Raw genomic sequence first — 13,632 nt, 5'->3', positions numbered from 1 at the left:
AGGAATTCAAAAACCAGAGAAAGTCAGGATTGTGCATGTTGAAGAAGTTCCGTTTCCATACGAAAATATTGCTTTAAAAACACTAGGTGAAGCACTAGGCTTTATTGGTGAAGGTATCACCAATAACGCTCAGGCTTTCGGGTATTCTATTTATGTTCGTAATGGATATGAACTAAATAGGCCAAAATTGGCTCATGTACTTCAAATCGAACGATCTAGTCTTGACCAAGTGATAACTCAGCACTTCTCTGACATAGCTGAATTTGGTTATGACAAAGCACCTTTAGAAGTCGAGGCTTTTAAAGCAAATATACAGTATGCAGCTGATTGGTGACTAAACATTGTGGTATAAAAACCATAACAAACACATTAACACTTGCTGCGCTCGCTAAGGACCAAAATACGTAGGCTTCCTTCGCTTCGCGAGGTATTGTAACCTAATTATTTTTTCCGCTTATGCGGGCGTTTGGCATTACCAAGATTGAAAGTATGTACGAAATATCACTAGCAGAGGGTTTTGGCCCAATACAGTTTGGCGCGACGCCTAATGAGGTTAAGTCTGCATGGGATTCAGATCTTTATTACGAAGATTGGATGGGAGGAAATTTAGAGAATTTTCTCTACTTTAAAGGCTTACTTGTTGGATTTCGTGGCGAAGTTGAAGGCGGACCAACAGAGAAATCTCATGTTTGTATGTTTCGCATTAAAACAGTTCATTCGTTGATGATTTGGGGGCGAGATATTACTCAAGCCACAAAACAAGAGTTAGAGTCTTTACTTACCCTAACCAAGATGCAGTATACAGTTCTACCAAACGGGATCTTGCAATGTGCAAACCAAGAACTCCAATTTCACTTCAATGAGTCAGGGGTATTGGATGAGGTGTACTTTGCAAACTAAAATCCATAACAAGTTTGTCATGTGGAACCGCCATTCCAACGCTTCGCGTTTCTATGTCGGCCCCATACAAAAGCGTTATGTACCTTAAAGGAAGTTGCATAAACCACGCGATATCTTTTAAATTGGATTTTGCGAAGACAGTTAACGTTTAAGCTTCTGGCACTTTCTAACAAATTACTATTGAGGCTTAAATTTGTTGTCTTTTTAAATGCGGTTGAATCGTAAAGGTCAGCCATTGCTATGGCTCCAACTTAATTTTTAATTAGTCTACTCATAGCAATGTGCATACAAAAACATGGTTGGCATAAAAATAATATAGGGAAATAATTAAATGTTTAAAAAAATGGTTTTGCTTTTCGCGCTTAGTACTCTACTCGGTTGTTCAGGCCATATCAGGGAAAGCTCTTTTATTGGTCAAGATAAGGAAGTAACAAATTATTCCAGTTCTAATATAGATAGTTGGGCAACACGCTTTCCGGAACATACAATCAAACCAATACAGCTGCTAACTAAAGATGACTCTATTTTGCTTCAAGGGCTTCACTTGCAGCACAGTAGTTCTCAAGATGTGATTTTTTTTATTCCAGGCAATGGGATGAAAGTTAGTAACGGTGGAATCGATGCCATTCAAACCCTTGCTAAGTTAGACAAAAGCATTGTAATGTTTGATCGAAGAGGTTTAGGCGCAAGCGGAGGAAAAGCAACCGTATCCTCTCTCGTTAGAGACTCAATTGAGCAATATCATTTCATTAAAAATGAACTACACGCTAAGTCTGTTATTGTACATGGCTTTTCATTAGGAAGTTTTATTGCCGGACAACTTGCGAAAAGTGAGCCTGTTGATGCCCTTGTACTGCATGGTTCGGCCACTAACGTAGATGACTGGATCGACAAATCAATTCCTTGGTATACCAAACCATTTTTAACACTTGAAGTCGATGATGTATTCAAATCAGTTGATAACAAAATTGTTGTTTCTGAATATTATAAAGGGCCTTTATTTGTTATTGGCGCAGAAAATGATGAGCAAGTGCCTGTTGAATTATCCGAGCTATTATTTAATTCAAGTCAGTCTAGTAATAAAAAATTGTTGATAGTTGAAAATGCTAACCATGTAAACATGCTTGAAAACCCTGAAGCCTTATCAACCTATAAAAGCTTCTTAGCTTCAATAGAGTCGCTTTAACACGCTATTCAACAGGGACAAAATACAGTTGGTTTTGTGCTCGTACCTCGCTAAAGCTTAGCCAACTATATTGCTGTCCCTTAACAAGTCATGAATCACGAAAGGTAATTAGCTATGAGATGGTTATTTTGGGCTTTATTATTTCTGTCTTTTCTCTTAATAAATGAGACAACGGTAAACTGGCTATTGGCTGTTGTTGTTGGCGGGTACGCGCCTCAACCAGGTTTTGAGCGAGCTACTCAATATTTCACTCTTCATAGCTTTTTGAGTTCAGCTTCTTTTAGAATCGTTCCTTATGCCGTGCTTTGTGCTGTAGTTCTCTTTTCTAGCCTTAAAAAATCTAGCAGCGGAAAAATTGCAATTTACTGCTCACTTGCTGCGATCTCCCTTTTTCACTTTTGGGGATACTGGGGTATGCAGCATTCGCTTTTCACTTCTGAACACACCTCATCTACTTCAGCATTGGCTATTATCTTTATCCCAATTCATGCAATTTGGCTTAGTGCTGTGCTTGGAGCTTTAGGTTATGGTTTAGCTAAAATCACTAAGTCGGCTTTCAGTCGCGTATAACAAGACAATTATTTGCCCCCTAGTTGGGCATTATAAGGCAAGGACTGAGTTCAGATATGAAAACAATTGGTCTTTTAGGTGGTATGAGCTGGGAAAGCTCGGTTGGATATTACAGAGCAATTAATGAAGGTATTAAACAATCACTTGGTGGTCTACATTCAGCAAAAATAGCAATGTATAGTGTAGATTTTGATCCAATTGAAAAACTACAGCATGAGGGTGATTGGGAAGGCACAGCCAAAATACTGTCAGATGCGGCTATAAAGGTGCAATCTGCAGGAGCAGATTTTTTACTTATATGCACAAACACCATGCATAAAGTAGCACCACAGATAGAAGAATCTATTGATATTCCCTTGCTGCATATAGCGGACGCAACGGCAGATGTTCTTGTAAAAAAAGGAATTAAAACGGTAGGTTTATTAGGAACTGCGTTTACAATGGAACAAGATTTCTATAAAGGTAGATTAAGTGATATCTATGGTTTAACAGTGCTGACGCCTAACGCTGCCGATAGAAAAATTGTTCACGATGTTATTTATAAAGAGCTTTGTTTAGGGAATTTACTTCCAGACTCTAAAGCCGAATATTTGCGAATTATTGAATCTCTAGCTAAACAAGGCGCAGAGGCAGTCATTCTTGGTTGTACTGAAATTGGAATGTTAGTTGACCAAACAGATACTGAAATCGACCTTCTAGACACCACCTATATTCACGCTCAGAAAGCCGTTGAAACTGCAATATAACAAAAACACCCTTTATTGTTCTTGGCTTTCTGCCTTTTAACCAATCATCCTTAGCTAAACAAGGTGTTAGTTAACAAGGAGTACTAACAGTTATGGAGTTGTATTTAGCGATTATTATTTTTGCGGTATCCACCACGGTAACACCTGGCCCAAATAACATTATGATTATGTCTTCCGGTCTAAATTATGGTGTCAAAAATAGTATTCCACATTTGCTAGGGATCTGCTTTGGCTTCCCTGTAATGGTAATTATGGTCGGCTTAGGTTTTAGCGTTGTATTTGAAAAATATCCTTTGTTTCACGAAATAATAAAGGTATTAGGTGTCGCTTATCTTTTGTATTTAGCTTGGCTTATCGCATCATCTTCGCCAACCTCATTAGATATAGGAAAATCTAAGCCCTTAAGCTTTACTCAGGCGGCGTTATTTCAATGGGTGAACCCCAAAGCATGGGTTATGGCTACAGGCGCGGTTTCCGCTTACACCTATATTTCATCAGATATATTCTCCCAAGTGATTTTTATTGCGTTAGCTTTCTTTATTGTTGCTTTTCCTTGTGTTGGAATTTGGTTAGTTTTTGGTGCCGGCCTTAAAAAGTACCTTCGCTCTTCAAAGCACCAAAAAATGTTTAATTTTACTATGGCGGCTTTGTTAGTAGGTTCAATTTTTCCTGTATTAAAAGAGTTAATACTTCAATATGCTGCCTATTAGGAATTCGAAGTAGTACATGAAACATATTGTTCGTTGCGTTAACTCCCATATTACAGCCCCTTAATGGGAAGTTAGGTTTCAATGAGAATAATTTTAGTTCGACATGGTCGCCCAGAGAAATCGGATAATAAACGGGTTAATAGTGCGGGGTTTGCAAATTGGGTAAGAAACTACAATCACTCTTTAGTTGCTGATGATAGCCGCCCGATTACCCCCCTAGCAGCTGATTATGGTGACTATTTTACTGTATCAAGTGATTTACCTCGGGCGATTCACAGCAGTTGGGTTGCTCTCAATAAGTATCCAGACTTACAGTCCGATTTATTTAGAGAGATGGACATCCCTCGATTCAAATTACCTTTTACTATGGGAAGTTGGTCCTGGGTATATCTGAATCGTGCACTTTGGATGTTAGGAAAAAAAGGACGCTTCGAATCGTACCTTGAAGCTAGAGTTCGCGCCAAAACAGCAGCAATGGAACTTATCAAAATTGCGCAACGTGAAGAAAGAGTCATCGTTTTTGCTCATGGTTACTTGAACCTGCATATGAGAAAGCACTTTCGAAAAAAAGGATTTAAACAAATGACTAAATCTAGTGACTATTGGGGGGTATCGATATTTGAAACCTAGCAAAAGCTTTCGAGACAAACAACTTACCAATTCATAAGGCAAATCTGGATTATCTGCTATCATTTCACCAAATTTTGTCCAATGCTCAATCGACTTAGGCCTTGCGTGTATCTATGTGTTTTATCAACTCTATAACGCGCCGCTTTAATAGGAGAAAAAGTACTATGCTCAGATACATAGCAGTAATCATTACATTATTTATTTACCCTGTTAAAGCAGACGACTGGGGTGCGTGTGGGTATATTCCTAAAAAAACCGACCAATACCAACACCCCGAAATGGAAGTGTTTAATAAATGTGCTACCTACAAAAGTGGTATCCTTCAAATATCAGAAGAGCACATAAAAAACTTGGATTTCGACAAATTTGGTTTAGCTTCTTTTTTTTCGTCTGGTCAATATTTCTATGTAAAACCTGATGGCCGCTTTCTGCCGGTCATATTTTACGACAACGGCACAGATTACTTTGAAGAAGGGCTGACACGATCACTAAGAAAGGGAAAGGTAGCCTATTACAACAAGGATTTAGAGCTTGTTTTAGCACCTGGTTATGATTGGGCTTGGCCCTTCCATAACGGTAAGGCCTTAGTCTGTGAAGGTTGTGTTTTAACACCCGACAAATATGGCCACCAGGTTTTAAAAGGTGGCTTGTGGGGCTATATAAACAAACAGGGAGAAGAAGTTGTCCCTGTTAAATATAAAGCTTCTGATATTCCAAACAAGTAAACTATACCCCCTTAAACGAAATTTTAGCCCTCGTGTTTTTAGCGATTAAACACCAATCTTTGGGCAGCGGTAGTATTTTCTATCACATCTTCGCCATTAAACACTTGCTGACCATTTACCCAAGTACCTTCAATACTTGAAGTAAACTCATGCCCATTAAATGGTGTCCATTTACACAAATAGCGGCAATTTTTATGGGTAACGTTAGTGGGCTTTTGCAAATCGACTAAAATAAAATCGGTAAAATAGCCTTCTTTAATGTAGCCACGATTTTCAATAGCGTACCGCTTGGCAGGGTTGTGAGCTGTTTTTTCAACTACCTGTTCTAGCGTTAATTTATGCTGATGCACAAGATCAAACAAACTCAATAAAGCATGTTCAACAAGGGGTAAACCGGCGGGCGCCTGGTTGTAGTCAACCTGCTTTTCTTGCCAAGTATGGGGCGCATGGTCAGTAGCGATGATATCAATTTGATTGGTATGCAATGCTTGGACAATTGCATCACGATCACTGGTTTTTTTAATGGCTGGGTTACATTTTATTTGATTACCTAGCTCGGCATAATCGTCTTGGCTAAACCATAGGTGGTGCACACAGGCTTCAGCAGTAATGCGTTTATTTTCGACCGGACCAGGCGCAAACAAACTCAACTCTTTGGCTGTCGTAATATGCAGCACGTGCAGGTTACTGTTATATTTTTTTGCTAGCGAAACCGCATAAGAGGACGAGGCATAACACGCCTGTTCATCACGAATAATAGGATGATCTGCAATGGTTGGTACATGGCCATTTGCAGTCACTTTTGCAAGATTTTCTGCGATAACGGCGCCACTTTCGCAGTGGGTAACAATTAAGGTGGGGCTATCACGAAAAATAGCATCTAGTGCATCTGGATGCTCTACCAATAAGTCACCTGTAGACGCCCCCATGAACACTTTTACGCCGCAGTGCTGTTTAGTATTTAGTTTTTTGATTTCATCAAGATTGTCCTCTGTAGCCCCAAGGTAGAACGAGTAATTTGCAACGGAGCGCTCTTTTGCAATATCAAATTTTTGCTCTAGCGCGGCGATGGTTGTTGTTGCAGGGCTGACATTTGGCATTTCCATAAAGCTAGTTATACCTCCGGCAACCGCAGCCCGAGATTCGCTTTCAATATTACCTTTGTGCGTTAAGCCTGGCTCACGAAAATGTACTTGATCATCGATCATGCCGGGTAAGAGGTACTTCCCATTGGCATCAACAACGGTATCTTGGGGCGTTGGCGTAATGTTGGTACTGATGCGCTCAAACCTTTGACCGTTAATGCGCACATCACCCTTAACTATCTTGCCATCCGTTACTATGTAAGCGTGTTTAACGAGAAGAGTTTTGCTCATGCTAATGCGTCTCCTAAAATCGTTACCCGCCCTTGTTCAAAATTAACATCAAGGTAAAAACAACTAGGTCGACCGGTGTGACAAGCCCCACCTACTTGGTCTATTTGGCATAAAACCACATCACCATCACAATCGAAGGCTATTGATCGTACATGTTGTGTATGGCCGCTGGTTTCACCCTTTATCCACAGTTGATTTCGACTGCGAGACCAATAAGTCATGCGTTTGGTATCGATGGTTTTAATCAAAGATTCTCTATTCATCCATGCGAACATCAGTATGTCTTTACTGGATGCGTCTTGTGCAATAACAGGAATTAGTCCCTGTTCGTTAAACGCCAGTTGCTCAATGATTTCTGACAACTGAATAGACGTTTGATCGGGTAAATTTTCGAGCCGTTGAAAATATTCACGCTGCATGGTTATTCACTCTTTTAAAAACGCTTTGGTATTGATGGCCTAGTAACAGACAATGAATCCCCCAGTGAGGGGAAAGCCAACACCACTACTGCTCGCCCCAAACTGGAAACGGGTCGTGCAACGTTGCCCAATATCCTCTTCCCTTGAGTAACTCTTCATCTGAAAGTAAACAATCATCAAGAGCTCGGATCATGGCTTGTTTATCCAAATTTTGACCAATGAAGACCAGTTCTTGGCGCATATCGCCAAACGGCTCTACCCATTGTTTTTTGATTTCGTTAATTGACTCTTGATCCGTAGGCCAGTCGTTTTCAGGAACCGCTTTCCAAAACATGCCAGCAAAACCATACCGTGCAATTCCACCAGCCTGACTCCATTGGGCACAAGAAAAAGGCCGAGTCGCTAACCAAAAGTAACCCTTTGAGCGAATTAACTTGCCAAATTTTTCAGTGTTATGAAGTAGTGCATAAAATTTTTCAGGAGCAAAAGGCCGACGTGCCACATAATTAAAACTCGCAATACCATACTCTTCTGTTTCTGGCACATGCTCACCGCGCATTTCTTTTAACCAACCAGGCGCTTGTTCAGCCCGCTCAAAATCGAAAGTGCCGGTATCAAGTACCTCGTTAACATCCACTTTGCCGTCAATAATAGGAATAATTTTGGCGTGGGTGTTCAGCACTTTTAAAATAGCATGAAGCCGCTCTACTTCTGTATCTGCCACCAAGTCTGTTTTACTTATTAGAATAACATCAGCAAACTCAACTTGATCCACCAGCAGGTCGGCTACGCTACGTTCGTCCTCTTCACCTAACGATTCTTGGGTGTCTTGAAGGTACTGAGCTTCGTCATAGTCTTTTAAAAAATTTACCGCATCAACCACGGTAACCATGGTATCTAAACTGGCAATATTAGATAATGACACCCCGTTTTCATCGGCAAAGGTAAAGGTTTCAGCAACAGGAAGGGGCTCTGAAATGCCCGTTGATTCTATAACCAAGTAGTCAAAACGCCCATCTTTGGCTAGTTTGTCAATTTCGATGAGTAAATCTTCTCGCAGAGTGCAACAAATACAACCATTGCTCATTTCCACTAACTTTTCATCACTGCGATTAAGCGATACTTCATTTTTAACAACAGCAGCATCAATATTGATATCACTCATGTCGTTGACAATTACCGCTACTTTTTTTCCGTTGCGGTTATTAAGAATGTGGCTTAGCACCGTGGTTTTTCCTGCCCCAAGAAAGCCAGAAAGTACGGTTACAGGTAACTTTTTGTTCATCGTTTAACGGTCGTCTTATTTCTTTATCGATATGTTATACTATAACATATCAAGGCTCATAAACGATAGAATAAAGATAGCCTTGTTAGAGTATCAATAGAGGGTTGCCTCGCTAGCAACGTTCTTCGTTTAAGGTTAAAATCCACAACCTCAGTAGTTCACATAGGCTCAAAAAACTGATGGTGCCTTGTATCAGCTAGGGTAAATAAAATGAGTGAGTACGCACGGTATTTTAACGGCTACCCGGCCAATGTGGTTGAACAAGCCTTAGGTCTTATACGCAGTAATCAACTGAGTGACTACTTGCTCAAAAAGTACCCCGCCCCTCATCACATAACCACCGATAAACTCCTTTACAACTACGCCACCAATCTTAAAAAACGCTATTTAAAAAACGCTGCGCCTTTTGGTCGTGCAGCTTTTAAAAAGCAAGGGGATATGGTGACAAATGCTTTAGGTACCCACACCTATCGCATGCAAGGTAAAACACGCAAGCATGATTTGGCCATAAATAGCGACTTACTGTATGCCCCCGAACCACTGCTAAAAGCCCTTGTGGTACATGAGCTAGCTCACTTCAAAGAAAAAGAACACAACAAAAGCTTTTATCAGCTTTGCTGCTACATGGAGCCTCATTACCATCAACTCGAATTAGATTTACGGCTATTTTGTGTTGCACTTCGCTTAGATAAAAACCCCTATCAACGCTAACACATCTGCTTAACGGCTATTTTTGGTCATAACGTTCCCCCTTACACAAAAAATTCAAATTAACCACCAAGTTTTCCATCTAAAATATCTATCAATCATATCGGATCATCTCACTTTAATAGTTTTTATGAATCGTTAATAATTCATTCAATCTAATATGGAGAACGAAATGAGCACACTACTTAAAAAGCTAACAAGCGCTAACGCCCAAAGTGCATCGATAAACCTCATTCAAACGCAATGCAACTACGCCGACAATTATTACGGCGATCAAGTCTGCGTTGCGGTGAAAAGTAATATCAACGAACAAGCAAATAGTCTATCTCGTCAGTCAGGAGCTGCAGAATGAAAACCACCATGTCTAAAATAGTATTGAGCTTGGTGACAGCGGGTATGCTGTCTATGAGCGTAAATGCCGATACCCTTACTCGTCAAAATGGAGCACCGGTAGGTGACAACCAAAACTCGCAAACTGCAGGCCCATGGGGCCCTGTATTACTGCAAGATTCCCATTTGATTGAAAAACTCGCTGCCTTTGACCGAGAGCGTATACCTGAGCGTGTGGTTCACGCCCGTGGTGTAGGAATTCACGGCTATTATGAGAACTACGAAAACTTGTCCGAAGATACTATGGCTGCGCCATTCCAAACAGAAGGCAAAAAAACAGAAGTATTCGTACGTTTTTCTTCGGTTGTCCATGGTCACTTGTCACCAGAGACACTGCGCGATCCACGGGGTTTTGCGGTTAAGTTTTATACCGAGCAAGGAAACTGGGATCTGGTTGGCAATAACTTTCCTGTGTTCTTTATTCGCGATGCAATAAAATTTCCCGATATGGTTCATGCATTTAAACCTTCTCCGGTAACAAATAAACAAGAAGGCAAGCGTATTTTCGACTTCTTCTCTCATGTGCCGGAATCGACCCATACGCTAACCATGCTGTTTTCTGATTATGGTACACCCGCCAGCTACCTCAATATGGACGGCTCGGGCGTTCACGCCTTTAAGTTTGTCGATGATGAAGGAAACTATAAATACGTGAAGTTTACCTGGAAAGCGAACCAGCCTATTAAGAACTTCACCAATGAAGAAGCAATGAAAATGCAAGGCATTGACATGCAACCTCACACGACTGATGTGTATACGCGCATAGGTGAGAAAGGTGAAACGGCATCGTGGGATTTATATTTACAAGAACTGGAGCCAGAGCAGTTAGATGACTTCGAATTTAACCCTCTTGATACCACTAAAATTTGGCCGGAATCGTTAGTACCTGCTCGTAAAATTGGACGCCTAGTGTTAAACCGTGTGCCGGATAACTTCTTTGAAGAAACCGAACAGGCGGCGTTTGCTCCTAGCAACCTTATTCCAGGAATTGAACCGTCTGAAGATCGCATGTTACAAGGTCGACTGTTCTCTTATGCTGATACTCAGCGGTACCGCCTTGGTGTGAATGCTTACCGTATTCCCATTAATGCACCGAAAAATGCGGTTATTAATAACCACGAGCAACACGGTAAATTACGTACCACTAGCTCTAATCGTGATGTTAATTATCAGCCAAGTCGTCGCCTTGATTTAAATGAAGATCCAGCGTTTCGTTACTCAAGCAAGCCATTGGCAGGTGTGACACAACAAATACCTTACTATAAAGAGCAAAACTTTAAACAGGCTGGTGAGTTTTTTAGAAACTTAACGAGCGAAGGTCAACAGCACTTAATTAGCAACCTAGGTGGTGCCTTAGGGTCAGTGCCAGAAGAAGAGATTCGAGTAATCATCAGTGCCTTTATGTACAACGCTGATAAAGATTACGGTACAGGCGTCGCTAAAATTGCCATGGCCCCCATGTCGAAAGTTCGCCAAATGGCCAAAGCATTAATGCAACAGCAAGCGGCCCGAGCAGCCAAGGCCCAAGATGTGGCTGAGAGCTTAACGGCGCTAATGCAATAACCAGCTAAAACCAAGCGTGTTCAGTATTGAGCACGCTTACTTTTAATCACGCAGATCATTGAAGTAAACCAAAACGAAGGGGAGAAACATGATGGGGTTAATTAAAAAATCATTAATAGTAAGTGCCGTTTTTCTTGTTGCCTTCACAAGTCATGCAGACAGCAAGCTCGATGCACTTAAGACACAATATTTTGATGCAGCACGAGCTGGCAATCAAACTGTGTTGCAAGCATTCTACCAAGCAGGACTAGACGCTAACGTTGCAGATAATAAAGGTTACACAGCGCTTATACTGGCCGCATACCATGGCCATAGCGACACAGTGACATTTTTAATTAACCAAGCCCACGCCAACCCCTGCCAAGAAGATGCACGTGGCAATACCGCGTTGATGGGAGCCATATTTAAAGGCCATGTAAGTGTTGCAAAACAGCTGGTGTTTGCCGATTGCGATGTTGATGAAACCAACGCTCAAGGCCAAACAGCACTAATGTTTGCCAGCTTATTTGACCGTACCGATATTGTGGAGACTTTGCTAGCCGAAGGCGCGGATCCACAACACAAAGACAAATCGGGAAATTCCGTTGCTGATATCGCCTTATCCCAAGGCAATTATGCGTTGGCAAAGGCCTTAATTAACGCTAAATAATCGTGTTTCAATACACAATAATTTACTAAACCGGCTGCGTTCCTGCGTTACCCGGTTTTGTTTTTTTTCTAATTTAATGATTGTTTGTGTCCAGTTTAGGTATTCTGTTTCCCCTAAAATACAAAACACGGTAAGGTTTTGTTGCTAGTTAACTTATACTTGTACATAGCGATGGTCGATGGATATTGTTGAAATTAATGCAATGATATTAGCCCTGGAATGCGGGGCTTTAAAATTAGAAGATGTGATCAAATGGGCTGATTTGGCCATCATTCATGCTGACGTTCCTGACGACAGACTGTTTGATGTTTCAGTGGCAACATGCCCCAATACCGCAGTAGCCGCCCTACAGGTATTCGGGGCGTCTGATACCCCTTCGCTAGTTGCCAAAAAAGCGTTTATTTATTTCCTAACTGGGCTGAAAAATCATACAACAAGTTATAACATGGTGGCGCAGAAACTGTATGAAATGGCATTTGAACCCAATATAACGATCCCAGATAAAAACGCTGAAAGTCAGATGATGAGCTTTTGGGATGCTTTAGATATCGCCAATGAGGGGGTTTATGGTGATCCTGTGGTAATAAAAAAAGAGATGTTGGCGTTTTTAAAACAATACAGCCACTAAATAATCATGCCATCTTCACGTGCATAGAGAACCTAAAAGAGTTTGTATGAAAATTATTTTATTGGTCTTCGTTAGCGGTGTTTTTAGCTCTTCAATTTACGCTTCGGCCACTGCCAATGAATTTTCGTCTTGCAAGAAAAAGGCGGCATTTGAAATGGCCCAATGCCCTGATAGCAAAACCGAAGAATGTATCGCAAAATCGAAAGAAAAACGTGAGGCCTGTTACCAGCGTATTATAGAGCGCCACGGCCTCAAACCGGCTCGGATACAAGCTAAAAAAGATAAAAAAGAACAAGCCCCCCGTTAAGGCTTCTCTATCCCACCTGCCCGTTCAGAAAACGAAATAAAGCACACTTATTACTGCCCCTTAGTGTGTGTTATGTTTATAATTGAAGGGAATTTTTAACTATTAAAAAGAGCGTAAATTTATCATGACTGAAAACAGTAAACATTCATCCGGTACCGCTTCCGCCCCTTTAACATCAGGTTGTAGCGACACAAGCTGTTGTCCTCCACCACAAGCCCCAATCACCAGAGCCACGCCCAAAATCGGGCGCAACGATCCGTGCGTTTGCGGCAATGGTAAAAAATATAAAAAATGTTGTGGCAAAAACGCGTAGACCATTCGCTCTTATTTAGTCAGGAAAAAGCATGAACGAGCCTGTATCCGCGACAACCGCAGAGGCTATCCAGTACACCGGTTTTTGGCTAAGAGTAGTCGCGAGTATCATCGACACCATAATTCTAACAATCATCACTTTACCGATTCTGGTGGCAGTTTATGGTTGGAGTTATTTTACAAACCAAGACATGGTCGCTGGGCTTACCGATTTTCTTTTAAGCTGGGTGTTTCCGTTGGTCGCCATTATCGCTTTTTGGTTATACCGCCAAGCCACGCCCGGAAAAATAGTGATTTCAGTGCAAATTGTTGATGCTAAAACGGGGCAAAAACCAACATTACCCCAGTTTTTACTTCGCTACCTCGGTTATTTTGTAGCTCTTTTACCTCTGGGCTTGGGCATATTCTGGGTGGCATGGGACACGAAAAAACAAGGCTGGCATGATAAAATGGCAAACACGGTAGTGGTAAGCACGAAACAAAAACCAACGACGAGTGCCTCTTAAATAGCACTGGTCTTAATGCATT

General features: G+C 41.2%; 19 protein-coding genes. 16 read left to right on the top strand and 3 right to left on the bottom strand.

What is annotated here, in order from left to right:
* The first annotated feature begins 31 nt into the window (after positions 1-31).
* The 8 genes from KO501_RS10995 (at position 32) to KO501_RS10960 (ending at position 5,467) form a co-directional block, all read left to right on the top strand.
* Positions 32-334, top strand: a complete 303-nt coding sequence (locus tag KO501_RS10995) for a hypothetical protein (protein ID WP_252728334.1) — start codon at positions 32-34, stop codon at positions 332-334.
* 155 nt (positions 335-489) lie between these two features.
* Complete coding sequence (locus KO501_RS10990) at positions 490-900, top strand: hypothetical protein (RefSeq protein ID WP_216029715.1); 411 nt, start codon at positions 490-492, stop codon at positions 898-900.
* A 331-nt stretch (positions 901-1,231) separates the two neighbouring features.
* Entirely contained in the window at positions 1,232-2,086 is an 855-nt protein-coding gene (locus KO501_RS10985) for an alpha/beta fold hydrolase (protein ID WP_216029714.1), read from the top strand.
* A gap of 114 nt (positions 2,087-2,200) precedes the next feature.
* Entirely contained in the window at positions 2,201-2,656 is a 456-nt protein-coding gene (locus KO501_RS10980) for a hypothetical protein (protein WP_216029713.1), read from the top strand.
* Positions 2,657-2,712: 56 nt separating this feature from the next.
* Positions 2,713-3,402, top strand: coding sequence for an aspartate/glutamate racemase family protein (locus KO501_RS10975; RefSeq protein WP_216029712.1), 690 nt, complete (start codon positions 2,713-2,715; stop codon positions 3,400-3,402).
* Positions 3,403-3,494: 92 nt separating this feature from the next.
* The gene (locus KO501_RS10970) at positions 3,495-4,112 is read left to right on the top strand and encodes a LysE family translocator (protein ID WP_216029711.1); all 618 of its coding nucleotides are present in this window, start codon (positions 3,495-3,497) and stop codon (positions 4,110-4,112) included.
* Between the two features lie 81 nt (positions 4,113-4,193).
* Positions 4,194-4,742: a phosphoglycerate mutase family protein gene (locus KO501_RS10965; protein ID WP_216029710.1), complete on the top strand. Its 549-nt coding sequence runs from the start codon at positions 4,194-4,196 to the stop codon at positions 4,740-4,742.
* 164 nt (positions 4,743-4,906) lie between these two features.
* Positions 4,907-5,467 carry a WG repeat-containing protein gene (locus tag KO501_RS10960; protein ID WP_216029709.1) on the top strand — a complete coding sequence of 187 codons (561 nt, stop codon included), beginning with the start codon at positions 4,907-4,909 and terminating at the stop codon, positions 5,465-5,467.
* Positions 5,468-5,505: 38 nt separating this feature from the next.
* Here the strand turns inward: KO501_RS10960 and KO501_RS10955 are convergent, their stop codons facing one another.
* From KO501_RS10955 to zigA, 3 genes are all read right to left on the bottom strand, one after another.
* A complete protein-coding gene (locus KO501_RS10955) occupies positions 5,506-6,843 on the bottom strand; it encodes a dihydroorotase (RefSeq protein WP_216029708.1) in 1,338 nt (445 codons plus the stop codon).
* Positions 6,840-7,262, bottom strand: a complete 423-nt coding sequence (gene hisI / locus KO501_RS10950; RefSeq protein ID WP_216029707.1) for a phosphoribosyl-AMP cyclohydrolase — start codon at positions 7,260-7,262, stop codon at positions 6,840-6,842. Before hisI ends, KO501_RS10955 begins: the two co-directional genes overlap by 4 nt.
* A gap of 85 nt (positions 7,263-7,347) precedes the next feature.
* Positions 7,348-8,547 (bottom strand): zinc metallochaperone GTPase ZigA, encoded by a 1,200-nt coding sequence (gene zigA, locus KO501_RS10945; RefSeq protein ID WP_216029706.1) that lies wholly within the window; start codon positions 8,545-8,547, stop codon positions 7,348-7,350.
* Between the two features lie 210 nt (positions 8,548-8,757).
* Between zigA and KO501_RS10940 the strand changes: the two genes are divergently transcribed.
* From KO501_RS10940 to KO501_RS10905, 8 genes are all read left to right on the top strand, one after another.
* Complete coding sequence (locus KO501_RS10940; RefSeq protein ID WP_216029705.1) at positions 8,758-9,258, top strand: YgjP-like metallopeptidase domain-containing protein; 501 nt, start codon at positions 8,758-8,760, stop codon at positions 9,256-9,258.
* Positions 9,259-9,427: 169 nt separating this feature from the next.
* Positions 9,428-9,607, top strand: a complete 180-nt coding sequence (locus KO501_RS10935) for a hypothetical protein (protein WP_216029704.1) — start codon at positions 9,428-9,430, stop codon at positions 9,605-9,607.
* A gap of 8 nt (positions 9,608-9,615) precedes the next feature.
* Positions 9,616-11,208 (top strand): catalase, encoded by a 1,593-nt coding sequence (locus tag KO501_RS10930; protein WP_216029770.1) that lies wholly within the window; start codon positions 9,616-9,618, stop codon positions 11,206-11,208.
* 91 nt (positions 11,209-11,299) lie between these two features.
* Positions 11,300-11,857: an ankyrin repeat domain-containing protein gene (locus tag KO501_RS10925; protein WP_216029769.1), complete on the top strand. Its 558-nt coding sequence runs from the start codon at positions 11,300-11,302 to the stop codon at positions 11,855-11,857.
* Positions 11,858-12,035: 178 nt separating this feature from the next.
* Positions 12,036-12,485 (top strand): hypothetical protein, encoded by a 450-nt coding sequence (locus tag KO501_RS10920; RefSeq protein WP_216029703.1) that lies wholly within the window; start codon positions 12,036-12,038, stop codon positions 12,483-12,485.
* A gap of 46 nt (positions 12,486-12,531) precedes the next feature.
* Positions 12,532-12,792 carry a hypothetical protein gene (locus KO501_RS10915; RefSeq protein WP_216029702.1) on the top strand — a complete coding sequence of 87 codons (261 nt, stop codon included), beginning with the start codon at positions 12,532-12,534 and terminating at the stop codon, positions 12,790-12,792.
* 124 nt (positions 12,793-12,916) lie between these two features.
* Complete coding sequence (locus KO501_RS18555) at positions 12,917-13,105, top strand: SEC-C metal-binding domain-containing protein (protein WP_216029701.1); 189 nt, start codon at positions 12,917-12,919, stop codon at positions 13,103-13,105.
* Positions 13,106-13,136: 31 nt separating this feature from the next.
* The gene (locus tag KO501_RS10905) at positions 13,137-13,610 is read left to right on the top strand and encodes an RDD family protein (protein ID WP_216029700.1); all 474 of its coding nucleotides are present in this window, start codon (positions 13,137-13,139) and stop codon (positions 13,608-13,610) included.
* Positions 13,611-13,632 lie beyond the last annotated feature (22 nt).

It is taken from the genome of Alteromonas sp. C1M14 (assembly GCF_018860965.1).
Taxonomy (GTDB): domain Bacteria; phylum Pseudomonadota; class Gammaproteobacteria; order Enterobacterales; family Alteromonadaceae; genus Alteromonas.
The sequence above is the reverse complement of the archived record's forward strand: the minus strand, read 5'-3'. Positions and strand labels throughout refer to the sequence as shown.

Excerpts from the sequence above, each read along its gene's own strand:
- KO501_RS10990 (WP_216029715.1), top strand. The coding sequence starts at position 490 with ATGTACGAAATATCACTAGCAGAGGGTTTTGGCCCAATACAGTTTGGC.
- KO501_RS10985 (WP_216029714.1), top strand. The coding sequence starts at position 1,232 with ATGTTTAAAAAAATGGTTTTGCTTTTCGCGCTTAGTACTCTACTCGGT.
- KO501_RS10980 (WP_216029713.1), top strand. The coding sequence starts at position 2,201 with ATGAGATGGTTATTTTGGGCTTTATTATTTCTGTCTTTTCTCTTAATA.
- KO501_RS10975 (WP_216029712.1), top strand. The coding sequence starts at position 2,713 with ATGAAAACAATTGGTCTTTTAGGTGGTATGAGCTGGGAAAGCTCGGTT.
- KO501_RS10970 (WP_216029711.1), top strand. The coding sequence starts at position 3,495 with ATGGAGTTGTATTTAGCGATTATTATTTTTGCGGTATCCACCACGGTA.
- KO501_RS10965 (WP_216029710.1), top strand. The coding sequence starts at position 4,194 with ATGAGAATAATTTTAGTTCGACATGGTCGCCCAGAGAAATCGGATAAT.
- KO501_RS10960 (WP_216029709.1), top strand. The coding sequence starts at position 4,907 with ATGCTCAGATACATAGCAGTAATCATTACATTATTTATTTACCCTGTT.
- KO501_RS10955 (WP_216029708.1), bottom strand. The coding sequence starts at position 6,843 with ATGAGCAAAACTCTTCTCGTTAAACACGCTTACATAGTAACGGATGGC.
- hisI (WP_216029707.1), bottom strand. The coding sequence starts at position 7,262 with ATGCAGCGTGAATATTTTCAACGGCTCGAAAATTTACCCGATCAAACG.
- zigA (WP_216029706.1), bottom strand. The coding sequence starts at position 8,547 with ATGAACAAAAAGTTACCTGTAACCGTACTTTCTGGCTTTCTTGGGGCA.
- KO501_RS10940 (WP_216029705.1), top strand. The coding sequence starts at position 8,758 with ATGAGTGAGTACGCACGGTATTTTAACGGCTACCCGGCCAATGTGGTT.
- KO501_RS10935 (WP_216029704.1), top strand. The coding sequence starts at position 9,428 with ATGAGCACACTACTTAAAAAGCTAACAAGCGCTAACGCCCAAAGTGCA.
- KO501_RS10930 (WP_216029770.1), top strand. The coding sequence starts at position 9,616 with ATGTCTAAAATAGTATTGAGCTTGGTGACAGCGGGTATGCTGTCTATG.
- KO501_RS10925 (WP_216029769.1), top strand. The coding sequence starts at position 11,300 with ATGGGGTTAATTAAAAAATCATTAATAGTAAGTGCCGTTTTTCTTGTT.
- KO501_RS10920 (WP_216029703.1), top strand. The coding sequence starts at position 12,036 with ATGGATATTGTTGAAATTAATGCAATGATATTAGCCCTGGAATGCGGG.
- KO501_RS10915 (WP_216029702.1), top strand. The coding sequence starts at position 12,532 with ATGAAAATTATTTTATTGGTCTTCGTTAGCGGTGTTTTTAGCTCTTCA.
- KO501_RS18555 (WP_216029701.1), top strand. The coding sequence starts at position 12,917 with ATGACTGAAAACAGTAAACATTCATCCGGTACCGCTTCCGCCCCTTTA.
- KO501_RS10905 (WP_216029700.1), top strand. The coding sequence starts at position 13,137 with ATGAACGAGCCTGTATCCGCGACAACCGCAGAGGCTATCCAGTACACC.